At 65.3% G+C, this 26,314-nt stretch carries 23 protein-coding genes, 1 tRNA gene and 3 pseudogenes; 18 read left to right on the forward strand and 9 right to left on the reverse strand.

Annotated features, from left to right (window positions below; translation table 11 throughout):
• Positions 1 to 63 precede the first annotated feature (63 nt).
• Both glyS and ACODS2_RS18735 read right to left on the reverse strand, forming a co-directional pair.
• On the reverse strand, positions 64 to 2,463 hold the full coding sequence (gene glyS / locus ACODS2_RS18730) for a glycine--tRNA ligase subunit beta (protein ID WP_489000177.1): 2,400 nt from the start codon (positions 2,461 to 2,463) through the stop codon (positions 64 to 66).
• Positions 2,460 to 3,374 (reverse strand): glycine--tRNA ligase subunit alpha, encoded by a 915-nt coding sequence (locus tag ACODS2_RS18735; protein ID WP_489000178.1) that lies wholly within the window; start codon positions 3,372 to 3,374, stop codon positions 2,460 to 2,462. Before ACODS2_RS18735 ends, glyS begins: the two co-directional genes overlap by 4 nt.
• A gap of 109 nt (positions 3,375 to 3,483) precedes the next feature.
• Between ACODS2_RS18735 and ACODS2_RS18740 the strand changes: the two genes are divergently transcribed.
• The 4 genes and pseudogenes from ACODS2_RS18740 (at position 3,484) to ACODS2_RS18755 (ending at position 6,304) form a co-directional block, all read left to right on the forward strand.
• The gene (locus tag ACODS2_RS18740; RefSeq protein WP_489000179.1) at positions 3,484 to 4,392 is read left to right on the forward strand and encodes a TraB/GumN family protein; all 909 of its coding nucleotides are present in this window, start codon (positions 3,484 to 3,486) and stop codon (positions 4,390 to 4,392) included.
• A 355-nt stretch (positions 4,393 to 4,747) separates the two neighbouring features.
• Positions 4,748 to 5,038, forward strand: a pseudogene (gene rplY / locus ACODS2_RS18745) (50S ribosomal protein L25); the annotation flags it as partial.
• 148 nt (positions 5,039 to 5,186) lie between these two features.
• On the forward strand, positions 5,187 to 5,753 hold the full coding sequence (gene pth / locus ACODS2_RS18750; protein WP_489000180.1) for an aminoacyl-tRNA hydrolase: 567 nt from the start codon (positions 5,187 to 5,189) through the stop codon (positions 5,751 to 5,753).
• 140 nt (positions 5,754 to 5,893) lie between these two features.
• Entirely contained in the window at positions 5,894 to 6,304 is a 411-nt protein-coding gene (locus ACODS2_RS18755) for a PEP-CTERM sorting domain-containing protein (RefSeq protein ID WP_489000181.1), read from the forward strand.
• Positions 6,305 to 6,434: 130 nt separating this feature from the next.
• Here the strand turns inward: ACODS2_RS18755 and ACODS2_RS18760 are convergent, their stop codons facing one another.
• Complete coding sequence (locus tag ACODS2_RS18760; protein WP_489000182.1) at positions 6,435 to 7,952, reverse strand: tetratricopeptide repeat protein; 1,518 nt, start codon at positions 7,950 to 7,952, stop codon at positions 6,435 to 6,437.
• A 190-nt stretch (positions 7,953 to 8,142) separates the two neighbouring features.
• Here ACODS2_RS18760 and ACODS2_RS18765 point away from each other — a divergent pair, with 190 nt between their 5' ends.
• Entirely contained in the window at positions 8,143 to 8,895 is a 753-nt protein-coding gene (locus tag ACODS2_RS18765; RefSeq protein ID WP_489000183.1) for a cistern family PEP-CTERM protein, read from the forward strand.
• A gap of 74 nt (positions 8,896 to 8,969) precedes the next feature.
• Here the strand turns inward: ACODS2_RS18765 and ACODS2_RS18770 are convergent, their stop codons facing one another.
• Both ACODS2_RS18770 and ACODS2_RS18775 read right to left on the reverse strand, forming a co-directional pair.
• A complete protein-coding gene (locus ACODS2_RS18770) occupies positions 8,970 to 10,514 on the reverse strand; it encodes a tetratricopeptide repeat protein (RefSeq protein ID WP_489000184.1) in 1,545 nt (514 codons plus the stop codon).
• 100 nt (positions 10,515 to 10,614) lie between these two features.
• Positions 10,615 to 11,595: an MBL fold metallo-hydrolase gene (locus tag ACODS2_RS18775; RefSeq protein WP_489000185.1), complete on the reverse strand. Its 981-nt coding sequence runs from the start codon at positions 11,593 to 11,595 to the stop codon at positions 10,615 to 10,617.
• 100 nt (positions 11,596 to 11,695) lie between these two features.
• Between ACODS2_RS18775 and ychF the strand changes: the two genes are divergently transcribed.
• From ychF to ACODS2_RS18795, 4 genes are all read left to right on the forward strand, one after another.
• A complete protein-coding gene (gene ychF / locus ACODS2_RS18780) occupies positions 11,696 to 12,796 on the forward strand; it encodes a redox-regulated ATPase YchF (RefSeq protein WP_421838707.1) in 1,101 nt (366 codons plus the stop codon).
• A 12-nt stretch (positions 12,797 to 12,808) separates the two neighbouring features.
• Complete coding sequence (locus tag ACODS2_RS18785) at positions 12,809 to 13,267, forward strand: MaoC family dehydratase (RefSeq protein ID WP_421838708.1); 459 nt, start codon at positions 12,809 to 12,811, stop codon at positions 13,265 to 13,267.
• Positions 13,268 to 13,275: 8 nt separating this feature from the next.
• Positions 13,276 to 13,686: a GNAT family acetyltransferase gene (locus ACODS2_RS18790; RefSeq protein ID WP_489000186.1), complete on the forward strand. Its 411-nt coding sequence runs from the start codon at positions 13,276 to 13,278 to the stop codon at positions 13,684 to 13,686.
• A gap of 140 nt (positions 13,687 to 13,826) precedes the next feature.
• Entirely contained in the window at positions 13,827 to 14,588 is a 762-nt protein-coding gene (locus ACODS2_RS18795; protein WP_489000187.1) for an AAA family ATPase, read from the forward strand.
• 12 nt (positions 14,589 to 14,600) lie between these two features.
• Here the strand turns inward: ACODS2_RS18795 and ACODS2_RS18800 are convergent, their stop codons facing one another.
• Both ACODS2_RS18800 and mutL read right to left on the reverse strand, forming a co-directional pair.
• Positions 14,601 to 15,050: a hypothetical protein gene (locus tag ACODS2_RS18800; protein WP_489000188.1), complete on the reverse strand. Its 450-nt coding sequence runs from the start codon at positions 15,048 to 15,050 to the stop codon at positions 14,601 to 14,603.
• Positions 15,047 to 16,840, reverse strand: a complete 1,794-nt coding sequence (gene mutL / locus ACODS2_RS18805; protein WP_489000189.1) for a DNA mismatch repair endonuclease MutL — start codon at positions 16,838 to 16,840, stop codon at positions 15,047 to 15,049. The genes ACODS2_RS18800 and mutL overlap by 4 nt, the downstream gene beginning before the upstream one ends.
• A gap of 191 nt (positions 16,841 to 17,031) precedes the next feature.
• Here mutL and ACODS2_RS18810 point away from each other — a divergent pair, with 191 nt between their 5' ends.
• The 6 genes from ACODS2_RS18810 to ACODS2_RS18835 all read left to right on the forward strand — a co-directional run bounded on the left by ACODS2_RS18810 (position 17,032) and on the right by ACODS2_RS18835 (position 23,036).
• Positions 17,032 to 18,078 carry a rod shape-determining protein gene (locus ACODS2_RS18810; protein ID WP_147159928.1) on the forward strand — a complete coding sequence of 349 codons (1,047 nt, stop codon included), beginning with the start codon at positions 17,032 to 17,034 and terminating at the stop codon, positions 18,076 to 18,078.
• Positions 18,079 to 18,136: 58 nt separating this feature from the next.
• Positions 18,137 to 19,057: a rod shape-determining protein MreC gene (gene mreC, locus ACODS2_RS18815; protein ID WP_489000190.1), complete on the forward strand. Its 921-nt coding sequence runs from the start codon at positions 18,137 to 18,139 to the stop codon at positions 19,055 to 19,057.
• Positions 19,057 to 19,629, forward strand: a complete 573-nt coding sequence (mreD, locus tag ACODS2_RS18820; RefSeq protein WP_489000191.1) for a rod shape-determining protein MreD — start codon at positions 19,057 to 19,059, stop codon at positions 19,627 to 19,629. The genes mreC and mreD overlap by 1 nt, the downstream gene beginning before the upstream one ends.
• A 109-nt stretch (positions 19,630 to 19,738) precedes the next feature.
• Positions 19,739 to 21,763, forward strand: coding sequence for a penicillin-binding protein 2 (mrdA, locus tag ACODS2_RS18825; RefSeq protein WP_489000192.1), 2,025 nt, complete (start codon positions 19,739 to 19,741; stop codon positions 21,761 to 21,763).
• Positions 21,764 to 21,766: 3 nt separating this feature from the next.
• Positions 21,767 to 22,882, forward strand: coding sequence for a rod shape-determining protein RodA (gene rodA / locus ACODS2_RS18830; RefSeq protein WP_489000193.1), 1,116 nt, complete (start codon positions 21,767 to 21,769; stop codon positions 22,880 to 22,882).
• 78 nt (positions 22,883 to 22,960) lie between these two features.
• Positions 22,961 to 23,036: transfer RNA gene (locus ACODS2_RS18835), tRNA-Lys, on the forward strand.
• Between the two features lie 365 nt (positions 23,037 to 23,401).
• Here ACODS2_RS18835 and ACODS2_RS18840 read toward each other — a convergent pair.
• Positions 23,402 to 23,730 (reverse strand): annotated as a pseudogene (locus ACODS2_RS18840) (IS3 family transposase); the annotation flags it as partial.
• A 117-nt stretch (positions 23,731 to 23,847) separates the two neighbouring features.
• Between ACODS2_RS18840 and ACODS2_RS18845 the strand changes: the two are divergent.
• Positions 23,848 to 24,408 carry an IS110 family transposase gene (locus tag ACODS2_RS18845; RefSeq protein ID WP_437183928.1) on the forward strand — a complete coding sequence of 187 codons (561 nt, stop codon included), beginning with the start codon at positions 23,848 to 23,850 and terminating at the stop codon, positions 24,406 to 24,408.
• On the opposite strand, the pseudogene ACODS2_RS18850 reads toward ACODS2_RS18845, so the two are convergent.
• A pseudogene (locus ACODS2_RS18850) lies at positions 24,393 to 24,688 on the reverse strand (transposase); the annotation flags it as partial. The gene ACODS2_RS18845 and the pseudogene ACODS2_RS18850 overlap by 16 nt on opposite strands.
• Before the next feature lie 323 nt (positions 24,689 to 25,011).
• Between ACODS2_RS18850 and gntA the strand changes: the two are divergent.
• Positions 25,012 to 25,701, forward strand: a complete 690-nt coding sequence (gene gntA, locus ACODS2_RS18855) for a guanitoxin biosynthesis heme-dependent pre-guanitoxin N-hydroxylase GntA (RefSeq protein ID WP_419714280.1) — start codon at positions 25,012 to 25,014, stop codon at positions 25,699 to 25,701.
• Positions 25,698 to 26,309 (forward strand): DUF1989 domain-containing protein, encoded by a 612-nt coding sequence (locus ACODS2_RS18860; protein ID WP_216313552.1) that lies wholly within the window; start codon positions 25,698 to 25,700, stop codon positions 26,307 to 26,309. The genes gntA and ACODS2_RS18860 overlap by 4 nt, the downstream gene beginning before the upstream one ends.
• Positions 26,310 to 26,314: the final 5 nt, after the last annotated feature.

Raw genomic sequence — 26,314 nt, forward strand, 5'->3', positions numbered from 1 at the left:
GGCTCCCTGCGAACTTCAATTGTTTCCGGTTTTCCCGGATTCGCCGAAAAGTGATGGGGCGCTTTAGCCCTCTATGCGGCCAAAGTCCGCAACTTTGTGCACTGCAGCACGGAAGCGGTCAAGCAGTCCGAGGCGCCCTGCACGTTTGGCCGGGTCGGCATCGTTGACGGTAACGCTCTCGAAGAAGGCATCGATCGGCGCGCGCAAAGTGGCGAGCGCAGCCATTGCGGCTGTAAAATCTTCCGCTGCAACAGCAGCTTCGGCGCGCGGCTCGGCAGCATCGAGCGCATCGACGAGGGCCTGTTCGGCGGGTTCGCGGGTATAGGTGCCCTCGACCGGCGCGTAGTCTTCCTTCTTGAGGATATTCGCCGCGCGCTTGTAGCCCGCGAGGAGGTTCACGCCGTCCTCGGTGCCAACGAAGGCCTGCAGCGCATCGACGCGCGCGAGCAGGCGGACGAGATCGTCCTCGCCGCCGAGGGCAAAAACCGCGTCGATCAGATCGTGGCGGACACCGGCTTCGCGTTGCTGAACCTTGAGCCGGTCGGCGAAGAAGGCAACGAGTGCAGCGGGCGTGCTGCTCATCACGGCCGGAGCGGTACGCAGGAATTCGAGCGCAAGTTCGGAATAGGCCTCAAGCTTGATCTCGAAATCGCCAAGCTCGGCGGCGAAGTCTTTCATCCGCGCGGCAAATTCCGCTGCAGGCAGCGACGGGTGCGGTTGCACCTTCCAGACCTTCTCGATGTACATCGCAAAGTTCGGATCGCCTGCAACAGCACGGTCGAGAACAGAACGGAATACGCTGGCAATGGCGCCGCTCAGCACGTCAGACAGGCTGCAGCGGACCTGTGCGGTCAGCAGGATCTGGATGACGCCCAATGCCGCGCGGCGCAGTGCAAACGGGTCTTTCGAGCCGGTCGGCTTCTCGTCGATCGCGAAAAAGCCCGCCAGCGTATCCAGCTTGTCCGCCAACGCCACGGCCACTGTTACCGGCGCGGTGGGCACATCATCGCCCTGCCCGGCCGGCTTGTAGTGATCACGGATCGCATGGGCGACGGCATCGGGCAGACCCTCGGCGCGGGCATAGTAGCCGCCCATCAGGCCCTGCAGTTCGGGGAATTCGCCGACCATTTCGGTGACGAGATCGGCCTTGCACAGGCGGGCTGCGAGTTCGGCTTGATCCGCAAGCAAAGCCCTCCCCCGGTCGGGGGAGGGTTGGGTGGGGGTGCTCTGCGACTGCGATGGGGGAGCCCCCTCCCCCGACCCCTCCCCAACGGGGAGGGGGGCAGCAGTGACGATGCCCTCTTCGACGAGCCAACGCGCCAGCTTGGCCACCCGTTCCACCTTGTCGGCGACGGTGCCCAGCTTCTCGTGGAAGGTGATCCGCGCCAGCTTTTCAGCCTGCGCGGAAAGCGGCGTCTTGCGGTCCTGCTCCCAGAAGAAGCGCGCGTCCGAAAGGCGGGCGGCGAGGACTTTGCGGTTGCCCGCGACGATCACAGCGCCGCCATCGTGCGCGGCGATATTGGCGGTGCAGACGAAGGCGTTGGCGAGCTTTCCTGCGCTATCCCGGCAGATGAAGTACTTCTGGTTCACGCGCGCGGTGAGCTGGATGACTTCGGGCGGGACTTCGAGGAAGGCTTCGTCGAAGTGGCCGAGCAGCGGCACAGGCCATTCGGTGAGGCCAGCGTTCTCGATGACGAGGCCTTCATCCTCGACCAGCATGAGGCCGGCATCGGCAGCGGCCTTCTTGGCGCCTTCCCGGACGATGCCTTCGCGCTCGGCGTGATCGACGATCACGTGGGCAGCTCGCAGCTTGGCAGCGTAGTCGTCGGCGCTGTCGATTTGGATTTCGCCGCTGTGGTGGAAGCGGTGGCCCATGGTGGTGCGGCCTGAACGGATGCCGCCGATCTCGCATTCCACCACTTCGCCGCCGAGCAGCGCAATGATGCCCGAGAGCGGGCGGACCCAGCGCAGGCTGTCCGGTGCGAGGCTTGCCGCGCCCCAGCGCTGCGACTTGGGCCAGGGGAAGGCGCGGATGATGGCGGGTATCGCTTCAGCCAGCACATCGGCAGCAGCGCGGCCGGGCTTTTCAACGATGGCAAACCACACGCCGTCACGCTCGGTCAGCTGGTCCTTGGAAAGGCCGGTCTTGCGCAGGAAGCCTTCGAGCGCCTGTTCGGGCGCGGACGTGCGCGGACCCTTGGTTTCCTCGTGCACCGCTTCCGTTGCGAGCGGGAGGGCATTGGCGATGAGCGTCAGGCGCCGCGGGGTGGACCAGACGGTGATCTCGCCGACAGCGAGGCCAGCGGCCTGCATTTCGCGGCGGAACAGCTTTTCGAGATCGGCGCGTGCGCCAGCCTGCATCCGCGCGGGGATTTCTTCGGAGCGCAGTTCAAGGAGGAAATCAGCGGTTGCGCTTTGTGTCTCGACTTCGCTCGACACGAACGGGGTTGGGGAATTGCTCATGCCGTCCACCCCGGGAACTTCGCTTCCCATTCGGGGCGGTACTTCTCCATGTAACCCTCGCAAGACCCACGCGCGAGATCGCGCACCCGGCCCATGTAGCTCGCGCGTTCCTGCACCGAGATCACGCCGCGCGCCTGCAAGAGGTTGAACAGGTGGCTCGCCTCGATCGCCTGCTCGTAAGCGGCGATAGGAACCTTGGCTTCCAATGCCTTGCGGCACTCGGCCTCGGCGCGGCGGAAGCCTTCGAACAGGGTTTCGGTGTCCGCTACCTCGAAGTTCCACTTCGACATCTGCTTCTCGTTTTCGAGGAAGACCTCGCCGTAGCTGACGCCGTGATTGTTGAACCGGAGGTCGTAGACGTTGTCGACGCCCTGGATATACATCGCGAGGCGCTCAAGTCCGTAAGTCAGTTCGCCCGCGACCGGCTTGCAATCGAAGCCGCCCATCTGCTGGAAATAGGTGAACTGCGAGACTTCCATGCCGTCGCACCACACTTCCCAGCCCAGCCCCCAGGCACCGAGCGTGGGCGATTCCCAGTCGTCTTCCACAAAGCGAATATCATGGAGCAGCGGATCGATGCCGATGGCAAACAGGCTGCCCAGATAAAGCTCCTGGAAGTCCGCCGGGCTCGGCTTCATGATGACCTGGTACTGGTAGTAGTGCTGCAGCCGGTTCGGGTTCTCGCCATAGCGACCATCGGTGGGCCGGCGGCTGGGCTGGACATAGGCGGCATTCCACGGCTGCGGGCCAAGCGAGCGCAAGGTCGTGGCGGGGTGGAAGGTGCCTGCGCCCATGCGCATGTCGTAAGGCTGGAGGATCAGGCATCCCCGCGCGCCCCAATAGGCGTGGAGCGTGAGGATCATGTCCTGCACGCTGAGAGGGGTGGAAGCGGGGTTTGCAGTATCAGCCATGGCCCGCGCGCTTTGGCGGATTGGCGCTCCCAAATCAACCGGGGCAAATCAACCGTGGAGGCTCGCGGTTCTTGCTTCGCCTGCGCGCTTGGTCCATCCCGATGGGGCGATGAAGCGCCATCCCTCCCCCCTCACCCGGCTCCTACAGCTGCTGGCCGGCTGCCTGCTCATCAGCCTTGCGGCCTGCGGGGCGGCCAAACCGCCGCCCGAAGAGCCCGCCAAGGTTGCGCTCTGGGCGATATCGGACAGCACCGGGGTGCACGGCTGGCTGCTCGGCACCGTCCACTCGCTGCCTCCGGGCACCAACTGGCGCCGCCCGGCCATCGACAGCGCGATCAGCGGGGCGGACCGGCTGGTGCTGGAGATCGGCGAAGCACTCAATCCGCAAGTGGCGGGCGAAGCGCTGGGCCGGCTTGCGTTCACTCCCGGCCTGCCGCCGCCGAGTGAGCGGGTTGAGCCCAAGTTCCGCAGCGATCTTGCCAAAGTCTACAAGGACCTTTCGCTGAACGACGGGCAGTTCAAGGATCAGGAAAGCTGGGCCGTGGCGCTGCAGATCGCGGCCATCGGCGGGCTCAAGCAGGGCATGCAGCCCGAAAGCGGGGTCGAGCCCGAGCTGCGCAAGGTGATCGGCTCCAGGCCGGTCACGGGGCTCGAAACGATCGACAGCCAGTTCGGCATTTTCGATACGCTGCCGTCGCGCGCGCAGTCGGTGCTGCTGGAGCAGGTTGCGCACGAGGCGGCGGACAGCCGCGATGACGACAAGGACATGCTGGCGCTGTGGCTGCGCGGCGACGAACTGGGCATCGCGCGCGAAGCGCAGACCGGCTTCCTCGCCGATCCCGAGCTGCGCACCGCGCTGCTGACCCGGCGCAATCTGGCCTGGGCGGATCAGATCAACGCAATGCTGAAAGCGGGCGCGAAGCCCTTTATCGCAGTGGGCGCGGCGCATGTGGCGGGGATCGACGGCCTCCCGCGCCTGCTCGAAGCGCGCGGCTGGCAGGTGAAGCGGGTCTATTAAGGTTCGCGCAGAGGCGCGGAGGCGCGGAGAAGAAAAGGGTAAAGGGTTCGCGCAGAGTTCGCGGAGATCGCAAAGAGGCTGCGCGCCGCAGGCATTGATTGCGCCCTTGCACATGCGCAATGAATTATAGCGGCTTTGCCGCCGCTAGACATCTCTGCGATCCCTGCGAACTCTGCGCGAATCCAACTGCCTTCTTCTCCGCGCCTCTGCGCCTCTGCGCGAACCCAATAAACCCGCTTCCGCTTGCTTTTTCCGCCACAGACGCTAAGGGCCGCCGCTTCCTGCGTGCATGGTCATCCCTGGAGGCGTGGCGCAAGGAAATCGGTTTGACACATAAACGTGAAGGTACGGACACATGAGCGATACGCTGCATCTGCCGGCCGAGACGCGTGAACGGGCTGGCAAGGGAGCCTCCCGTGCACTTCGTCGCGAAGGCCGCACACCCGCCGTGATCTACGGCGGCAATCAGGATCCGGTTGCGATCCACATCGAAGAAAAGGAACTGCGCCGCCAGCTTGGCACCGGCAAGTTCTTCGATTCGATCATCGAGCTCACCGTCGGCGGCGTGACCGTGCGCACCCAGCCCAAGGATGTTGCGTTCCACCCGGTTTCCGAACGCCCGCTTCACGCGGACTTCCTGCGCATCTAAGGCCAACCTGGCCTGATGCCCGCAGCCAAGCGCTGCGAAAAGCCATGTGTCCGGTCCCTCCCGCCCAGCGTGAGGGACCGGTACTGGCCTAACCCGATCAAGCTTACCGTTCCTGGCGCCAGCCCCGTATAGGAAGACCCTCGCCATGCAGCTCTGGGTCGGTCTCGGCAATCCCGGACCCCAATACGCCCTCCACCGGCATAACGTCGGCTTCATGGCGCTCGACACCATTGCCGAGGTGCATTCCTTCGGCCCGGTCCAGAAGAAGTTTCAGGGCTGGGTGCAGGACGGCCGCATTGGCTCCGAGCGCCTGATCCTCCTCAAGCCCGCCACCTTCATGAACGAAAGCGGCCGCGCGGTGAGCGAGGCGCTGCGCTTCTACAAGCTCGGGCCGGACGCGCTGACGGTGTTTCATGACGAGCTCGATCTCGCGCCGTTCAAGGTCAAGGTGAAGCAGGGCGGCGGCCATGCCGGGCACAACGGCCTGCGCTCGATCGACCAGCACATCGGCCCGGAATTCCGCCGCGTGCGGCTCGGCATCGGGCATCCGGGACACAAGGACCGGGTGACCGGCTATGTCCTGGGCAACTTCGCCAAGGCGGAGCAGGACGACCTCATCACCATGCTCGGCGCTGTGGCCGGAGAGGCGGAATGGCTCGCTAGCGGGGACAGTGTGCGCTTCATGAACGACGTGGCGCTACGCCAGAATTAACCAGTCCAAGCGTCGGGCTGGCTTACAATGACGTAACGTACGAACAGGCGTTAACCAGCAGAATCGGCAGAAATGCGTATTTGGCATCAAGTTTGCTTTGTCAGGGTTTAACCACGGTTTACTGGCAAGGGGACTGAACCATGAAACGTATCCTGATTACCTCGGCTGCCCTCCTCGGCACAGCCATGATCTCGCAGCCGGCTTCGGCTTGGGTGAAGCACACCCACTATTGCAACTGCGGTCACCCGTCCGGCGGCACCATGTGCGGCAGCTCCAGCACGAGCTCGACGACCACGGGCGGAACCACCACCACCGGCGGCACCACCACCACTTCGACGACCGGCGGCACGACCACTTCGACGACAGGCGGCACCACCACTTCGACGACGGGCGGCACCACCACCACGGGCGGCACCACCACGACCACCGGCGGCACCACCACTTCGGGCGGTTCGACCTCGGGCGGCACCCCGGTTCCCGAACCGGGCATGCTCGGCATGATGGGCCTCGGCTTCGTCGGCCTTGCCCTGGCGCGTCGCCGCCGCCGCTGAACCTGAACGACCCCTTGCCCCACCAAGTCCTTCACGGGGCCGCCAAGCGACCCGTGAAGGACCGGCAGGGCAGTTATTGCGGGGTTAGATCAGCGCAAGGCCATCGGGGCGATCCGCGTGCCTCGTTTGATCAGCCGCCGCCAGCAACCGCGCGCGCAAGGTCGGCACGAAACAGGTGGTTCGCCGGATCGAGCCGACTGGCTTCCTTCATCAGCCGAAGCATCTGATCACGGTCGCGGCCCGCTTCGAGCCGGACCAGCGCGGCCGTATGCAGCATATCGGCATTGCGCGGCGCAAGCTCGAGCGCGCGATCGGCATAACCCAGCGCGACATCCACCTGCCCGGCGCGCGACGCCGCGAGCGCCATGCGGCGCAGCACCTCTCCATCGTTCTCGTGCCCCGGGATCTGCCCGAAGGCTGCCAGTGCCGCAGGCCAGTCCTGCCGGGCAAGCGCGGCCTGCCCCGCATTGGCGAGCTGCTGGCTGGCCTTCAGGGCCGGCGACTTGAGCCGAGCGAGGAGCGCGCCGGCAGACGGATCGCGCGCTGCCTGCGCTGCCCGCACTGCCAGATCGAGCTCGCGCTCACCGGCCAGAACGCTGTCTGACAGCGGCTGCACCGTGCGCAGGGCTGATCGCGGGTCGCCAACCGCCAGCTGCGCCTCGGCCAGCATGATCCGCGCGTAGGGGTTCTGCGGCGAAAGCAGCAGCGCCTGCGCAAACATCGCACGCGCCTGTTCCGGGTGGCCCAGCCGCAGCAGCGCCTCGGCATAGCTCATTGCGTTTGCCGAGCGCGGATCGAGCGTGGCCTCCTGCGATGCGAGCGTCTTGCGCACCGTTTCCCAGTCACCCTTTTCCGATGCGAGCTGCACCGAAAGGTCGATCACTTCGGGATGGCTGGGGGCAATCTTCGCGGCCCGCGCCACGATGAGCAGCGCTGCGTCGACCTGCCCTTCCATGTCTGCAAGGCTGGCGAGTGCCGTCAGCGGTTCCACCCGCGCCGGAAAGGCATCGGCGGCTGCGCTGTAGCTCTTCCTGGCCGCTTCGAGCTTCCCTTGCTGCGCAGCCAGTGTTCCGGCCATCATCAGTGTATCCAGCCGTCCCGGTGCGAGCTGGCGCAAGGTTTCGACCGCCTTGCCTGCGGCAGGATAGTCCTGCGCGGCGATCAGGAACTGCGCGTAATCATGCACCAGCGCATAGTTGCGCGGATCGGCGGCAAGGCCCCGGCGCAGCGCTTCGAGCGCGGCGGGGGCGTTGTCGAGCGCGCTGTGGGCGGCGGCGCGAAGGCGCCACGTCTCCGCGCCGCTGTCCTGCCCGAGCAGGTTCAGCGCCGCCTGCGGCTGACCGCGCAGGATCGCCGCTTCTGCTTTCATCCTTACGAGTTCGGCACTGGTGAAGCCCGCTTCCTCAAGATGCGTGAGCGTGGCCTGCGCGCCGTCGCCATCGCCCAGTTTGAGCTGGGTGCGCGCATAGAGCAGCAGCATGTCGCGGTTGGCGCCGTCGGAATCGAGCGCGCCGAGCACTTGAGTCCGCGCGGCGGCATAATCCTCTGCCGCGAAGGCCTTTTGCGCTGCGGCGAATTGCGCCGCCGGATCGGTGCGCGAACAGGCCGAGGCCAGCAGGAGGACAGCAAGGAGCACAGCGCGTTTCATCACGCTCACCAATACTACCTAAGCCCTGAAGTTTCGGTGAAAAAGCGCGCGCGCCTAGCCGCGCGGCAAACCGTCGGAATGGTTTACAAGCGGAGCATCGTTAATCATCCGAAATGGTGGATTTACGCCACTGGCATGGTGTTTGCTTAAGATGCGTGGGATCAGAATTTAACCACTCAGGGGCAGGGCCATGACTAAGTATTTCAAGTTCGCATCACTCGCGATCGCGGCATCCCTGACCGTCGCGTCCCCGGCGCTGGCAGACTCGATGCTGTTCAATGCGGCCGACATCGGCAAGGCGATCACGCTCGATTATAACGGCTATTCGGGGTCTGGCGGCGCGTCGATCAACGGCCTGACCGGTTCGACCACGTTCACGCTCACCGGCGTTTCGGGCAATGACTACACCTTCGACTATTCGGTCGCGAACACCACCTCCGCGCCGGTGACCGACTCGCGCATCTCGAGCTTCGCGTTCAACACCGATCCCACGATCTCGGGCGCTGCTTCGACCGGTGCCTACAGCTACACCCAGCTCAACTCGAACTATCCCAACGGCATCGGCACTGTCGACGTCTGCTTCAAGGATGCTTCGACGGGCGCCTGCGCGGGCGGCGGCAGCGGCGGCCTCACCGCAGGCCAGAGCGGCACCGGCAGCTTCACGCTTAGCTTCGCCTCGCCGGTTTCCGCGCTGACGCTAAGCGACTTCTACGTGCGCTACCAGTCGATCACTGGCGTGCAGGGCATCACCTCGGCCAGCGGCGCGGGCACGATCACCAGCAGCACCAGCGGCGGCAGCACGACCAGCGGTGGCAGCACCTCGACAGGCGGTACGCCGGTGCCGGAGCCGGGCATGCTTGGCCTGTTCGGCGCGGGCATCATCGGCCTCGCGCTGGCACGCCGTCGCCGTCAGGTCGCGCAGGTGCGCTTCGCCGCAGCCTGATCCCGCGATTTCCTGAGCCCCACATAAGCGGAAGGGCCCTGACCACGCGGTCGGGGCCTTTCTGCGTGTGCCGTTCAGCCGCGCTGCGCTTCGGCGAGGTGCTTGGCGATCGTCTGGTTCTGCGGCGCCTTCTGCGCGGCGCGGCGCAGCAGATCGAGCGCACGGTTCTTGTTGCTGCCGCTCTGGAACAGCAGCCAGCCGAGCGTATCCATGACCGAGGGATCTTCTGGCGCGACCTGGATGGCGCGCTGGGCGAACTGCAGCGCCTTGTCGGTATTGCCGACCTGCGCCTGCGCCCAGGCCATGTTGTTGAGCACCAGCGCGCTGCGCCCATCGGTCAGCGCAAGGATCTGATCGTAGGCGAGGATCGCATTGCCCCAGTTGCTCGCTTTCATCGCCGTATCGGCCGCACTCAGCGCCTGCCCCAGCGATTGCGGCGAGGGATAGCGCGCCCGCGCTGCAAAGAAGGCCGCATTGGGATCGCCAGCCGCCTCGGCTGCCTTCGCAAGGAGGCGCAGGTCATCGGGCGCGGCAGACTTGCTCTGCGCGAAAGGCATCAGCGTCTGTACCGCGCCGGCCGCATCGTTGCCTGCAAGCTGCGCCTTGCCCAGTTCGCGCCGCAGCACGACACTTTCGGGGTGGCGGGCGAGCATCGGCGCGAGGCGGGCGCGGGCCTGTTCGGGCTGGCCGATCTGCGTGAGCGCCTGCGCATAAAGCACATTGGCGTCGTCGCGGTCCTTGAGCTTGTCCTCGTTGGCCTGGAGAATGTCGCGCGCAGCGTTCCAGTCGCCCTTCGCCGAGGCGAGACGCGCCTTCAGATAGGCCAGCGTGCCGTCAATGCTCTGGCCCTGGAAGCCCGACAGCAGCGCGGCCAATTCGTCCGTCCGCCCGAGATCGCCCAGAATGCCGGCCTGCCCGGTAAGCGCGGGGAGATTGCCCGGATAGCCTTTGCCGGCCTTGGCATAGGAGGCCAGCGCATTGCCGAGTCGACCTTCGGCGGTCGCGACCTGAGCATCGACGAGCAGGGCATCAAGCAGATTGCCATCCGCGGCCAGCGCAGAATCGGCAAGGCGGCGAGCCTCTGCCGTATCGCCTTCCAGCAGCTTCAGGCGCGAAAGGCTGGCAAGCAGCGGAGCGTTGCGCGGTTCGGCCGCAAGACCGGCCTGAAAGGCTGCGAGGGCACCGGGCTTGTCGCCCTGCGTGAGCAGCGCGAGGCCGCGCAGCCGCAGCCCGGCGGCAGACTTGTCGTCACCCAGCGCGGCGAGCGCATCTTGCGCCTGCCCGCGCAGGAGTGCAGCTTCGGCGAGCAGCCGATGGAAATCAGCGGGCTTGCGAAGGCTCCCCAGCCTTTCGAGGCTCGCCCCCGCCGCGATGCCATCGCCCATCGCCAACGCGTTGCGCGCCTGCAGTTCGATCAGCCCCGCATCGCCCGGATTGGCCGCTAGCGCAGCGGCAAGGTCGGTCTGCGCCGCCAGATACTGATGCGCGGCAAATTCGGCGCGCGCCTTGTCCGCGAGCGCCTTGGGATCGGGACTGCATCCTCCCGCTGCGAGGGCAAGCGCAAGCACCGACAGTGCAAGCGTCGACGGGGCAAGCGTCGGCGGGGCAATCCGGTTCATCAGGTGCGTTCCTTCTGCGCCTGCGGGTCAGGCAGGCGGCCATACATTCAGAACGGACCTAAGCGCCAATCCTTGAAATTTTGGTGAAGGAGGCGTGAATCTATCCGGTCCAACCGGCGATCTGCCCGGCGGCAATGCCCTTTCCGAGCGTGAAGCTGGAACCGACCGCCGCGATCACCGCAGTCCGCCGATCGAGTCCGAGCAGTTCACGCAGCCGCACTGTGGCCTCGATACCGGTGCAATGCGCCCCGAGCAGATAGGCAAGGCCCTTGAGACGGCCGGCGGTGGCGATCAGCACCGCATCGGGCTTGGCAAACAGGTGGATGCCGCCGATCACGGCATGAAGCCGCGCATCGCCGGTGATCGTCTGCGCGGCATCAGCGATGTTCATGATCCCGGCATGCCCGCAGCCGGTGACGATCACCACGCCGCTTGCCGTCGCGATGACCAGCGATGTATCCTCGCGCAGCGTATCGGGCACGAGTTGCCCGCCCGCCTTCACGGTGAGGCCGGGGTTCCAGTTGGTCTCGTCATGGCCGCGCGGCACCGGACCGGTCAGCCACATGCCGCTCGCGATCTCGGCCGGTCCCGAGAGCTGCTGGATTCGCCCGCCGGTATCGAGATAAGCCTTGGCGAGCGCGGGAAAGTCGTTCTCGGTGCCGCTTTGCCCGTCCTTGCCATAGCGCGGCGCAAAGATGCCCTCACCCACGTAGAGGTGGGAAAGCGCCGCCGGATTCTTCTGCATCAGCGCCTTGCGCAAGGTCAGCAAGCCGCCGGTATGATCATCGTGGAAGTGCGAGATGACCACCTCTTCCACGCTCGAAAGATCGATCTTGAGCGCTTCGGCATTCTTCAGCACGGTATCCGGATTGGCGCCGGTATCGAACAGGATGCGCCGTCCATCGACCTCGACGAGCGCGGCAAAGCCCCACTCGCCCAGCGTGCCGTAGTCGGTCAGCATCGTCGAGAGCGTGGTCACTTTGACCGCCTGTGCCTGATGCGGCGCGCCGTCGGCGGCGTGCGCGGCGGTGCTAGTGAAGGCCGCCAGCAAAAGCATCAGCCATGCTATCCACTGCTTCATATCGCCCGCGCCCCCTTGACCTTGTCGCCGCGCGATACCATCGCGCGCTTCACGGCAGCGGGCAAGCCATTCGCCTGCTGCACCAGACAAGGAACACGTCATGGGTTTTCGCTGCGGGATTGTCGGGCTGCCGAACGTGGGCAAGTCGACGTTGTTCAATGCGCTGACCGAGACGCAGGCGGCGCAGGCGGCTAACTATCCGTTCTGCACGATCGAGCCCAATATCGGCAATGTCGGCGTGCCCGATCCGCGGCTCGACGAGCTGGCGCGGATCGCGGGCAGCCAGAAGATCATCCCGACGCAGCTAGGCTTCGTCGATATCGCCGGCCTCGTGCGCGGGGCATCGAAGGGCGAAGGGCTGGGCAACCAGTTCCTCGGCAATATCCGCGAGGTGGATGCGATCGTCCATGTGCTGCGGTGTTTCGAAAACGTCGATATCCAGCACGTCGACAACAAGATCGATCCGATCTCGGATGCCGAGACGGTAGAGACCGAGCTCATGCTGTCTGACCTCGAAAGCCTGGAAAAGCGCGTGCCAGCCGCGCAGAAGAAGGCCGCGCAGGGCGACAAGGAAGCGAAGATCACTGCGTCGGTGCTGGGCCAGGCGCTCGATCTGCTGCGCGAAGGCAAGCCCGCGCGCCTGACGGTGCCGAAGGACGACGAGGAAGCGCGCGTCTTTGCGCAGGCGCAGCTGATCACCGCCAAGCCGGTGCTCTACGTCTGCAATGTCGAGGAGGAAGCCGCCGGCACCGGCAACGATTTCTCCGCGCGCGTGTTCGCAAAGGCGAAGGCGGAAGGGGCCAACGCCGTGATCGTCTCCGCCGCGATCGAGGCCGATATCGTGACAATGCCGGTGGAGGACCGCGCCGAATTCCTCAGCGCGCTGGGGCTGGAGGAAGCCGGACTCGCGAAAATCATCCGCTCGGGCTACGAGCTGCTCCATCTCCTCACCTTCTTCACCGTCGGCCCCAAGGAAGCGCGGGCATGGACGGTCCATGCCGGGGCCAAGGCGCCCGAGGCGGCGGGCGAGATCCATTCCGACATGCAGCGCGGCTTCATCCGCGCCGAGACGATTGCCTACGAGGATTTCGTCACGCTGGGCGGTGAAGCGGCGGCGCGCGATGCGGGCAAGCTGCGGCAGGAAGGCAAGGAATACGTGGTGCGCGACGGCGACGTGATGCACTTCAAGTTCAATGTATAAGGTATTGATCTGATGCAATACTACGAAGATCTGGTGGTCGGCAAAGTGACCAAGTTCGGCCACTACGAAGTGACCCGCGAGGAAGTGATGGAGTTTGCGCGGAAATACGATCCGCAGGCCTTCCACCTCGATGACGATGCGGCAGCGGCGACGCACTTCGGCCGCCTTTCGGCCAGCGGCTGGCACACGGCTGCGATGACGATGTCGATGACAGTGGCGAACCTGCTCAACAACAAGCAGGCGGGGCTCGGCTCCCCCGGCGTCGACGAACTGCGCTGGATCAAGCCCGTCTACCCCGGCGACACGCTGCGCTGCGAGAACACGCTGCTCGAAAAGCGCCGCAGCAAGACGCGGCCGGAAATGGGCATCATCAAGGGCGAGACGCGCGTCTTCAACCAGAACGACGAACTGGTGATGAGCTTCAAGGCGCTGGGCCTGGTGGCGACGCGCGACCCGGCGGGGACGGATTGAGCGCGGCCGTGGAAATCCGGCCCTACGCGGCGGCGGATTTCGATGGACTCGATGCGCTCTGGCGGGAAGCCTTCCCGAACGATCCGCCGCGCAACCGCGCCGACGTCTCCGTCCCGGCCAAGCTCGCGATGAACGACGACCTGCTGTTCGTCGCAGAGGATCAGGGCCGTGTCATCGGCTCGATCATGGCGGGATACGATGGCCACCGGGGCTGGCTCTATTCCGTCGCCGTGCGGCAGGATGCCAAGCGGCGCGGGATCGGCACGGCGCTGGTGCAGACCGCCGAAGCGGCCTTGCGCCGGCTGGGCTGCTGCAAGATCAACCTGCAAGTGCGCAGCACCAACGCCGCGGTGATCGCGTTCTACAAGGGGCTGGGCTTCACCGTAGAAGAGCACATCAGCATGGGGCGCCTGCTTTAGCAGAGGCTATCAATGGAACCGGAGTGGTAGCCATGCGGGTTCTGAACGCATCAGGCGAGACAATCCGGATCGGTGCGGAGAGGACGTGACGCCCCGCGCAAGGCGTGCGACATTCGGTGCGTCGCCCGCCTGAGGACCCGATGAGCCAAAAATCGCGCCCCACCCGCCTGCCCCCGCCCTATCTCAAGCGCGTATGGCTGCCAGGCGAGGCCGATGGCGACGGGCTCGACTGGGACAACTATCCGCTCTCGCTGCCGCTCCTGCACCGCGGCGCGTTTGACCTCGCGTTCGACAAGTCCGTCACGATCATCGTGGGTGAGAACGGTTCGGGCAAATCAACATTGCTCGAGGCCATTGCCACCATGGCAGGTTTCAGCGAGGGCGGCGGCGCATCGGGCATGCGCGCGGTCGGGCCATCGGCGGCTTCGGGCGAGGATGGCGCGCGGCTTGGGCAGTTGCTCAAGGCGGCGTGGCTGCCGCAAGTGCGGCGGGGCTGGTTCTTTCGCGCCGAGACGTTCTTTTCGGTGGCGCGCTACCTCGACGAGGCAGGCTCCACACGCGCCGGTTTCCTGCGCGCATCGCATGGCGAAGGATTCCTGAGCTTCTTTGAAGAGCGGCTGACCGAGCAGGGCCTGTACATCCTTGACGAGCCCGAATCTGCGCTGTCACCCGCCAAGCAGTTCGAATTCCTCAAGCTGCTGCGGCAATTGCAGCGCGAGGAAAGCTGCCAGATCATCATGGCGACGCACTCGCCCATCCTGATGGCGCTGCCCGATGCAGACCTGTGGCAGATCGAGCGCTTCGGCCTGAGGCCAATCGCGCTCGAAGACACCGCGCATTTCAAGATCTACCGCGAGTTCATCCTCTATCCGCACGATACGGTGGAAGCGATGATCGACTAAACACCGCAGACCTCACATCGGCTTGCACTGCAGCTGGCCCTTGGAGAAGAACTGGATCCGGCCCTGCAGGTCCATGATCGTGAGGCTGGCGGCGAGGCTTCTGATCACGCCGTTCTCGGATGGCTCGGCGCCGGGCAGCGGGGCGAGGATCACGATATTGCCGGGACCGATGTAGCGCGTGCGAGCTGTTTCGGGGAGGATCTGGCTCTTCTTGTCGGCCGGGATGCGCACGATCTTGCCCTTGACCTTGAGGATCGCCTCCTTTTCCTGTGCCAGCACGAGCGCGGACATGCCGCCGCCATCAGCGGCAAAGTTGCAGCCGGCGCCATAGAGTTCGTTGTCCTTGATATCGGGATAGGTGATCGGCTCGGGCTGGACCGTGCTGGCGGGCGGCGGGGGCGGCGGCGGCGAGCCGCACGCGGCCAGCAGCAGCACCAGGCCCAGAGCAATTCCCCGCATCATTTCCTCCCGAAGAGCTTTTCGATATCGCCGTGGGCCAGCTTGATCCACGTCGGTCGGCCATGGTTGCACTGTCCCGAACGCGGCGTCACTTCCATTTCGCGCAGCAGGGCATTCATTTCCGCCACGCTCAGTACGCGCCCGGCCCTTACCGAACCATGGCAGGCCATGGTTGCCAAAACGAGATCGCGCTTCTCACCCAGCAGCAGCGCTGCGCCGTTCTTCGCCAGATCATCGGCAACATCGCGCACCAGAGCCTGGACATCACCACCCCTCAGCACGGCGGGAACGCCGCGCACTAGCATCGCGGCGGGGCCGAAGCGTTCGAGCGCAAGGCCATAAGCGGCGAGTTCCGTGGCGGCCTCCTCCAGCCGGTCGCACGAGGGTTCATCGAGTTCGACCACTTCGGGGAGAAGCAGCGCTTGCGCGGGCGCGGTGCCCTCCCCTGCCCCTGCGGCGCGCAGCCTTTCGAGCACGAGGCGCTCGTGGGCGGCATGCTGATCGACAAGGACGAGGCCGTCTTCCGCTTCGGCGACGATATAGGTCGCCGCGATCTGGCCGCGCGCGACGCCGAGCGGATGGCTGGGGACGGCCTCCACCGCCGGCTCCGCGCGCGCGGCGGGGGGTGCCATCATCGCCGCCTCGTAGCCGCGCCAGGCCTGTCCCGCCTCGGAAACGCGGGGGGCGGGTTGCGAGGAGAAGAACAGATTGGACTGGGGCGGAATGGCGGGCGCGATGGGCTCTGCCTGCCAGGCGCGCATGGCAGCAGCGTCGGGCGCCTGCGCGGAGCGGCGGTCCCCCGTCATCAGCGCCTGCCTCAGGCCCGAGACGATCATGCCGCGCACCAGCGCCGGATCGCGGAAGCGCACTTCGGTCTTGGCGGGGTGGACGTTGACGTCGACTTCCTCGGGCGGGACTTCAAGGAACAGCGCGAGGACGGCATGGCGATCCCGCGCGAGCATATCGGCATAGGCGCCGCGCACCGCACCGATCAGCAGCTTGTCCTTCACCGGGCGGCCATTGACGAAGAGGTACTGGTGATCGGCAACGCCGCGGTTGTAGGTCGGCAGCCCGGCAACGCCCATGAGGTGGAACGGCCCGCGCACCAGATCGACCGCGACGGCGTTGTCATGCAGTTCGCGCGCGACGAGCTGGGCGGTGCGCGCCGCGAGCGTATCGCCCGGCTGGACCTGCAGCGCGCGGCGGCCATCATGCTCCAGCGTGAAGCCGATATCGGGCCGCGCGAGGGCAAGGCGGCGCACCACATCGAGGCTGGCGGCCCATTCGGCGCGCGGGCTGCGCAGGAACTTGCGGCGGGCGGGGACTTTACCGAACAGGTCCTCGACCCGGACGCGTGTACCGGGCGGCAGCGCGGCGGGGCCATCGGAGACGACCATGCCGTGATCGACCATGCGTGCCCAGGCTTCACCATGCGTTCCGGCGCGGCTTTCGATGGTTACCCGCGCAACGGAGGCGATCGAGGGCAGCGCCTCGCCGCGGAAGCCGAGGGTGGCGACCATTTCGATCGCCTCATCGGGCAGCTTGGAGGTGGCGTGGCGCTCCAGCGCCAGCGCGATCTCCTCCGCGCGCATGCCGCAGCCGTCGTCCGTCACCTCAATGAGCGCGAGACCGCCTTCGGCCAGACGCACCGCAATCTGGCTCGCACCGGCGTCGATGGCGTTCTCGACGAGTTCCTTGAGCGCGCTGGCCGGACGCTCGACCACCTCGCCGGCGGCGATGCGATTGACGAGGTTTTCGGGCAGACGCCGGATGGTGCGGGCAGGCTGGGACATGGATCGGGGCAGCCTAGCGACGAAGCCGCGTTTTTTCGAGGCCAGCGCCCATACTTATCCCGGAAAGTCCTGCACAAAATATTGGGTTTTGCTCTGCGGCCCTGCTAATGCGCGCACTTCGCAAGCCCCGCCAGAGTCCCTCTCGCCCTTTGCGCGGGCGGGCCCAACCGCAGTTTTATACGGATTTCCTGATGGCATCGATGCTTTCCCGATTCTTCAAGTTCGGCTCCCAGAACATCGCAATCGATCTCGGCACCGCCAACACGCTGGTCTATGTTCAGGATCGCGGCATCGTGCTCAACGAACCCTCGGTCGTGGCGATCGAGACGATCAACGGCATCAAGCGGGTCAAGGCCGTGGGTGACGACGCCAAGATGATGATGGGCAAGACCCCTGACAACATCGAAGCTATCCGTCCCCTGCGCGATGGCGTGATTGCCGACATCGAAGTCGCGGAAGAAATGATCAAGCATTTCATCCGCAAGGTGAACGGCTCGAAGAGCCTGCTGCGCTATCCGGAAATCGTGATCTGCGTGCCCTCGGGCTCCACCTCGGTCGAGCGCCGCGCGATCCGCGATGCCGCCAGCAACGCCGGGGCAAGCCAGGTGTTCCTGATCCTCGAACCGATGGCCGCCGCGATCGGTGCAGACATGCCCGTGACCGAACCGGTCGGCTCGATGGTCGTCGATATCGGCGGCGGCACCACCGAAGTCGCGGTGCTTTCGCTGCGCGGTCTTGCCTACACCACCTCGGTGCGCGTGGGCGGGGACAAGATGGACGAAGCCATCGTCTCCTACGTGCGCCGCCACCACAACCTGCTGATCGGCGAATCGACCGCCGAGCGGATCAAGAAGGACTTCGGCATCGCCACCGTGCCGGCGGACGGCGTGGGCGAGACGATCCATATCAAGGGCCGCGACCTTGTGAACGGCGTGCCCAAGGAAATCACCATCACGCAGGCCAATGTCGCCGAAGCGCTGTCCGAACCGATCGGCGCAATCGTCGAAGGCGTGCGCATCGCGCTTGAAAACACCGCGCCGGAGCTGGCTGCGGATATCGTCGACCAGGGCATCGTGCTGACGGGCGGCGGCGCGCTGATCCGCGGGCTCGACGATCACCTGCGCGAGGAAACGGGCCTGCCGGTCAGCGTGGCCGAAGACCCGCTTTCGTGCGTGGCGCTGGGCACTGGCCGGGCCATGGAAGATCCGATCTACCGCGGCGTGCTGATGACGGCGTAAGGCCGCTCGATGGCATGCGGCCACATCGCTTTGGGTTCGCATAAGGAAAGGTAGCTGGATGGCGCGGCCTGCGGACCGGCGCCCGGGCTTTTCGCGCAGGGCGCAATACGGGATCTTCACCGGCTACGTCATCGCCGTGGCCGGTTTCCTTGCGGGCGCGGCGCTCCTGATCGTGAGCATCGTCAACCCGTCCGCGTTCAGCTCGGTGCGCGGCGCGGCAAGCGAGATCGCGCGTCCCGCCGGTGAGGCCGGCGCGGAGACCCGGGCGGCGGGCCAGAGCGTGATCGCGGCCATCGGCGCCTATTTCCAGGCTGGCCGCCAAAACGCGGCACTGACCCGTGAAGTCGCCGCCGCGCGCGCCAATGCCCTCACCATGCAGGCGCTGGAAGGCGAGAACCGGCGGCTGAAGGCGCTGCTCGGCATTGTCGATCCGGCGGTCAAGCCGGTGGCCGCCGCGCGCCTGATCGGCTCGACATCGGCCAGCGCGCGCCGCTTTGCGGTGCTTTCCGCAGGCTCCTCGCAAGGGGTGCGCCCGGGCCAGCCGGTGCGCTCGGCCGCCGGTCTCATCGGCCGCGTGATCGAGACCGGGCCTGGCACCGCGCGCGTTCTACTGGTGACCGACCCCGAAAACGTTGTCCCCGTCCGCCGCGCGCGCGATGGCCTGCCCGCGTTTGTCGAAGGCAAGTCCGACGGGCGCATCGCGATTCGCCTGCTCAACATGGGGGTCAATCCGCTCAAGCTCGGCGATGTCTTCGTGACCTCAGGCTCGGGCGGGCTCTATCCGCCGGGCATTCCTGTCGCGGTGGTCACCGAGGTGCTGCACGATGGCGGCGTGGGCCACCTCGCCAGCGATCCGGCCGATGCCGATTTCGTGGTTGTCCTGCCGGTGTTCCAGCCCGCAGCCGTCACCGCGCTCGGGGCCAGCCAGCAGGCCGCCGGGCCTGCGCCCGAGCCCAGCGAAGCCGGAGGCGGCACCTGATGCCTTTCCCGCGCCTGCCCGATCTGCCGAGCCTGCCGATGCGGCCGGAGGACATCGTCCCCCAGCGGATCAACCGGGCGCCCTCCCCGCTTCTCGCCTCCGGCCTGCCGTGGATTTCGGTCATGCTGGCGTCGCTGGCCGCGTTCTCGCCGGTCATCGCGTCCGCGCCGCTGGTGCCGCCGCTGGCGTTCATGGTGCTCCTCGCCTGGCGCATGCTCCGCCCCAGCCTCCTGCCGCTTTGGGCAGGCCTCCCGCTCGGCGCGTTCGATGATCTTTACAGCGGACAGCCCTTCGGCTGCGCGATCGTGCTATGGTCCGCCGCGATGCTGGTGATGGACACGATCGACAACCGCCTGCTGTGGCGCAGCTTCGTGCAGGATTGGGCGGTCGCGTGCCTGATGATGATCGCCTATCTCGTGCTCTGCGCGGGCATTGCGGGCCTTGCCGCCGCCTATCCGCTGCCGCTGGTGATCGGCCCGCAACTGCTCGTGACGCTCGCGCTCTATCCGCTGGTAACCCGGCTCGTCGCGCTGCTCGATCGCATCCGCCTGCTCCCCTTGCGCTCGGTTTGATGCGATGCGCCAGACATGGACATGGCCCTGGTCCAAGCAAACAAAGCCTCTGCCGGTCACCGGAGCGCAGCTCACCCATTCCTTTCAGCGGCGGACCTTTGTGCTGGGCATGGCGCAGGCAAGCGTCGGCCTCCTGCTCGCCGGGCGGCTCACCTGGCTCGCCGTGGCGGAAAACGCCAAGTACCGCGCGGCGTCGGAAAGCAACCGCGTCAATCTCACGCTGATCCCGCCCCGGCGCGGCTGGGTGATCGATCGCACCGGCGCGGCGCTTGCGGCCAACCGCGCGGACTTTCGCGTCGATCTCGTGCCCGATCGTGTCGTCGATGCCGATGCGACAATGGCCACGCTGTCAAAGCTTCTCGGCCTGACTGCAGACCGGGTCAGCGATATCAAGGACAAGCTGAAGAAGGCGCGCGGCTTCCAGCCAGTCGAAGTGGCCTCCAACCTCGATTGGGACAAATTCGCCGCGGTCAGCGTGCGCCTCCCCGAACTCCCCGGCGTGATCCCGCAGCGCGGCTTCTCGCGCTATTATCCCACCGGCGCGGCGGTGGGCCATCTTGTCGGCTATGTCGGCCCGGCTTCGGCGGAAGACTACGAGAAGGAGCGCAACCCGCTGCTGATCACGCCCGGCTTCAAGATCGGCAAGGATGGCCTGGAAAAGCACTTCGAGGAGCGCCTGCGCGGCGTTCCTGGTGCGCGGCGGGTGGAGGCGACGGCAGGCGGGCGCGTGGTGCGCGATCTCGGCACGCGCGAAGACGTGCCCGGAAAGCCGATCCAGCTCACCATCGATGCGGGCCTTCAAGACTATGCCGCGCGGCGGATCGGGCTTGAATCCGGCTCGGTCGTGGTGATGGACTGCGCGAGCGGCGACGTGCTCGCGATGGTCTCGATGCCCAGCTTCGACCCCAACAGCTTTGCCGATGGCATCGGCCGCATCGAATGGAAGATGCTGGCCGAAGACGATCACGTACCCTTGCGCAACAAGGTGCTGCGCGGGCTCTATCCGCCGGGCTCGACGGTGAAGCCGATGGTCGCACTCTCCTTCCTTGAAGCCGGGCTCGATCCCGAAGCGAGCGTCGGCTGCGCGGGGGGGCTGCGCGTGGGGAACCGCGTGTTCCACTGCTGGAACCACCGGGGGCATGGCACGACCAACATGTCGAAGGGCATCTACCAGTCGTGTGACGTCTACTTCTATCACTTTGCCCAGCAAATCGGGATGGACAAGATCGCCGCGATGGCGCGGCGGCTGGGGCTGGGGCAGGAATTCCCCATGCCCTATCCCGGCCAATCCTATGGCACGGTGCCCGATCCTGCGTGGAAGCAGCGCAAGTATGGCAAGGAATGGGCGATCTATGACACCGTGAACGCCACGATCGGCCAGGGCTACATGCTGGTCAATCCGCTGCAGCAGGCGGTGATGGCCTCACGGCTTGCCTCCGGCCTGCAACTCACCCCGCGCCTCCTGATGGACCACCATGCCCCGCAGGCGCCCTCGCTCGGCATCCGGCAAGACCACCTCGATCTGATCCACGCGGCCATGAACGAAGTGGTCAACGGGCGCGGCACGGCGGGCAAGGCGCGGCTGCCTGTGGAAGGCGTGCAGATGGCCGGCAAGACCGGCACCGCGCAGGTTGTCGGGCTCAACATCGGCAACGGCAAGGGCGGCTTGTGGAAGCACCGCGACCACGGCCACTTCATCTGCTTCGCGCCGTTCGACAAGCCGCGCTATGCTTGCGCTGTCGCCATCGAGCATGGCGGCGGATCGGGCGCGGCCTACCCCATCGCGCGCGACGTGATGACCTTCCTGTTCGACCGCGCCAAGGCGATGGAAGTGCTCGAAGGCTACGAGAAGGAATGGGGCGGCAACGTGCAGCAGCGCATGGCCGCCAAGTATAACGCCTATGCCGCCCGGTTCGGTGCGAGCGCGCCAGCGGCGCCGGACGAGGCGCAGGCGGCCGAGGCAGTCGCAGCCGACAACACCCCCATCGCCGAACCGACCGCCGCGCAAACCGATGCGGCACCGCCCGCGCCCGAACCCGAAACCTCCCCTGCCCCGGCCGACCTCACCGTGCCCGCAGCCGCGCCTACTCCTGCCGCCACCGCCGCGCCCGCCGCGCCAGCACCGGGAGCCTAGGGCATGCAGCGCGCCTATATCCCCGCCTTCATCGCCCGCCAGCCATGGGGCGTGATTCTGCCGCTCTGCGCGCTCGTCACCTTCGGCGGCGCGGTGCTCTATTCGGCGGCAGGCGGGCACCTGATGCCCTGGGCGCTGCTCCACGTGGTGCGCTTCGTGGTGTTCCTTGGCATGGCGATGGTCGTCTCTCGCATTCCGTCCGCGTGGTTCAAGAATGCGGCGCTGCCGTCCTATGCCTTGCTCTGCGTGCTGCTGGTGCTGGTCGAGCTGCTCGGCCGGGTCAGCGGGGGTAGCCAGCGGTGGCTCAATCTGGGTTTCATGCAGCTCCAGCCTTCGGAACTGATGAAGCCGTGCATCGTGCTGGTCCTCGCGTGGTTCTACAGCGTGCTCCCGCCTTCCGAAATCCGCACCTGGCGGGCGATCGCGCCGGCGGTGGTGCTGCTTGGCCTGCCGGCGGGGCTCGTCATGCTCCAGCCCGATCTCGGCACCGGCCTTGCGATCAGCTTTGGCGCGGTGGTGATCATGTTCCTCGCCGGTCTGCCCTTGTGGCTGTTCATCAGCGGAGGGGCCGCGATCGCGGTCGCCGCGCCGCTGGCGTTCTTCACGGTGCTGCACGATTATCAGCGGAAGCGCGTGCTGGTGTTCCTCGATCCCGAAAGCGATCCGCTGGGTTCGGGCTATCACATCACCCAGTCAAAGATCGCGATCGGCTCGGGCGGCCTGTTCGGCAAGGGCTTCGGCCAGGGCTCGCAAAGCCACCTCGATTATCTGCCCGAAGCGCACACCGACTTCGTCTTCGCCACGATGGCGGAGGAGTGGGGCATGATCGGCGGCTTCTTCGTCCTCATCGTCTTCGCGCTGGTGCTGCGCTGGGGCCTCGGCGTAGCCCTGCGCGCGCCGGACCGCTTCTCGCGCCTGCTTGCGGCGGGCATGGTGACGACGATCTTTTTCTACGTGTGCATCAACCTGATGATGGTCATGGGCCTTGCGCCGGTGGTGGGCATCCCCCTGCCCTTCGTCAGCCACGGCGGCTCCTCGATGATGACCAACATGCTCTGCATCGGCACTTTGATGGCCGTAGACCGCTGGTCGCGCATGCCGCGCGGAGCCTTGCGATAATTTTTCGAATTTGGGGCTTGGCAGGGCGGCAGAAATCGCTAATTGGGCGGCTCCCGGTTACCGGAAGCGGTACGGTGTGGACGCATAGCTCAGTTGGTAGAGCAGCTGACTCTTAATCAGCGGGTCCTAGGTTCGAGCCCTAGTGCGTCCACCACTTTCTCCTAACCTTTCAATTGGATACGAAGCGCTTCCGAGCGAGCGGCCGCGAGCGTTTTTGTGCTAGGTAGCTCTCTAGGTAGCAGTGCGCTTGTTTGGCGCTGCGGCTGCTCAGCCTCCACACATCAGCGTCCACGGTAAAAGATTCATGGCCTGCGCATTGTTGGACTGCACTTGAGCGAGTCTTCGTTTCACCTCCCAATCCGCGCGACTGCTAACCCATCTTGCTCCGCACCAGCATCACCGGCTAGGAAGGCCGTTAACAGCCTCGAGCATCACGGCGAAATAAGACAGCTAAGCCACCCGAGCTCCAATCCAAATCACAGACACGAAGTCCAGCGACCAGCGCTGGTTGCGGCCCTACGGGATGGCCATGGGTGCTCGAGTGCCCAGCGCCCGTTTGCGGCCGCCGCGGCGCCGCACCTGCAGACGCTCCTCGCGGTACACCCGCGGGAACTTCTTGTGGTTGATCCAAACACCCTCGCGCCCGAGAAGCCAGTGCAGACGGCGGTAGCCGAACCGGCGCCGCTCCGCTGCGAGGCCCCGCATCCGCTCCGGATCGCACCGTCATCACCGCGCCGGCTTCGATACCGCACCATCGTCCGGTCCACGCCCATCACATCACACGCCCGCCACTGGCTCACCTCGAACACCCGCTCAAGGTGAGCGACCGCTTCGCGCTTGGCAGCGGGCGCTTCCATTTACGGTATGACCCGCCCTGTCCTTCCACTCGAAGTCGGGTGATCAAGAAGGAGGATGCAATGAGCATACGCAACAAACCGAGAGATGCAGCCGTGTTAGGCATCGACATGGGCAAGACGGTCTTTCACGTCGTCGGCCTCGATGCAGCTCACGCCCCGATCCAGAAGGCCACTTTCAGACGGGAGACGTTGCTGCAGTTCTTTGAGCGGGCATCGACGGTGCTGATCAGGATGGAGGCGTGTCCCGGATCGCAGTGGCTGGCGCGCAAACTTCAGGCGATGGGCCACACTGTGCGGATCGTGCCGGCACAGTTCGTGAAGCCGTTTGGGAAGTCGAACAAGAACGACATCATCGCCGCCGAGGCAATCGCAGAAGCGGTGACCACGCCGACGATGCGCTTTGTGGAGATCGGGTCTCCGGAACAGATTGACCTACAGGCTCTGCAACGCGTCCGTGACAGGATGATCGCCCATTGTACGCGGCTGATCAGCCAGATGCGCGCTTTCTGCCTGGAATACGGCATCGCGATCCATCAGGGCGCTGGCAAGTTTAAGGCCGATATGCCTCGGGTACTTCCCAATATGAACAACGAGCTCACGCGTGGCATGCTGACTGAGGTATTCGGCGAATTTGGCGATCTCGAACAGCGCATCGCCGCCAAGAATTGAGAGGTAGAAGGCATCGCCGCGCGTAGCGATTTGATCTCCTTGAGCATCGCATCGTCTAGCATGGCTTCGGCCAGCAGCTTCTTCAGTTGCTGTTCTCGTCCTCGAGCTGCCGCCGGCGTTTGACCTCGGACACCTTCAGGCCGCCGAACTCGGCCTTCCACTTGTAGAAGGTCGCACTGCTGAGGCCGTGCCGGCGACAGACATCCGCCGTCGCCATCTCGGCCTCCTGCTACTTCAAAATCGCCATGATCTGTTCCTCGCTGAACCTGCTCCGCTTCATTCCGTCCGACCCCCTAAGTGGGCCGGACTCTACTCAAATCTGGCGGAAATTGCGGGGCTCAGACCACAACGTTCACTATCAGTCGTCCCTTTTATTTATCCGATGGGCTAGGCCTGTCGACGTTTTTATTTGAGGCCGAGTGTTTGGAACCCAACACCGGGTAACGGGGTTTTGCTGAGCATGCGCGGTCCGCACGGACCCCCGCGCGCTGGTTACCGACCTTAAAGCATCGTAGAAGCCGGATGGAATTCATGAACCCTAGCAGTGATGTGCTCGGAATTGGGAGAGCGAGATGGTCGAGCTTACCTCGCCGCTCGAGTGCGTTGTCCTCCGGCGCAAGCCGCTCCGGCCAGACCGAAATGCTTACCCGGTCCCTCCATGCACATATCTCAGACCACGCATTCCCTTGTGTGGGTGCCAAAGCCGCACTGAAAAGAGGAACACTCGACGTACTCGCCGCTCGCGATATGACAAGCGCGTGGAATGACTTGCCCATTCATGATGCGCTTCTGGCTTTCGCGGAGCGCTTCCGGAAAAGCCCATCATTGTTTCGCAGTTTCGCAGTGGTATTCGAAGGGCCACACAACTTAACGGAATCCGAATTCGAGCAGCACCTATGGCAGCGAATACAATCGCTATCCGATAAGGATACGTGGCGCGGCCAACCCTATGACGCCAGAGTGAGCCCTGATCCCGAAGACCCGCATTTTTCCCTGTCTTTCGGCGGCGAGGGATACTTTGTGGTTGGTTTGCATCCGAACGCGGCTCGCCCGGCCCGACGCTTTTCGCATCCAACAATGGTGTTCAACCTTCATGCTCAGTTCGAGCTGCTACGTGCCCAAGGCAAATATGACGGCATGCGCGAAAAGATCATGATCCGCGATGAAGCCGTCGCCGGGTCCCGCAATCCCATGCTCGCTGAGCACGGGACCATCAGCGAAGCACGGCAATATTCGGGGCGGATAGTCGGCGACGACTGGCGTTGCCCCTTTCGGTATAAAGGACGGCCATGAGCGAGCTGCGGATCATACCCGAGCGCAGCGGAACGGCATTCCGGCTGGCCAAGGGCGAGCGTCTGGTGGTGATCGATCCTTGCGGCGAGCAGGTTGCCGACCTTCTCGCGTTTGATGCGGGCGACACGCGAGAGGTGCTATCCTCGGGCCGCACACTCGATTATGCTGAACGCATTTATCTGACGACCGGCGACAGGTTATATTCAAATCGCTCACGGGTTCTTCTAGAAATCGTGGAAGACACCGTTGGCCGACACGATTTTTTACTGACGCCCTGCTCTACTGATACATTCCACCATTTCTATCCTGATTTGCCGCCCCATCGCGGATGTTTCGGGAATCTTGCTGAAGCGTTGGCGCCATTCGGAGTCGTACCGGACGATATCCCGGTGGCCTTCAACTGCTTTATGAATGTGCCGATCGACGCTGCAACCGGCAAGCTGCAGGTGTTGCCGCCGATTAGCCGGGCTGGAGATCATGTCGATTTCATTGCGGCACGCGATCTTGTCATTGGTTTAACGGCGTGCTCGGCGCCCGACTCCAACGGCGGCACATTCAAGCCAATCCATTACCGGATCGAGCCGGCGGCGGCCGCATTGTCCACATGACGCGG

This window comes from Novosphingobium sp. FG137 (genome assembly GCF_057809735.1).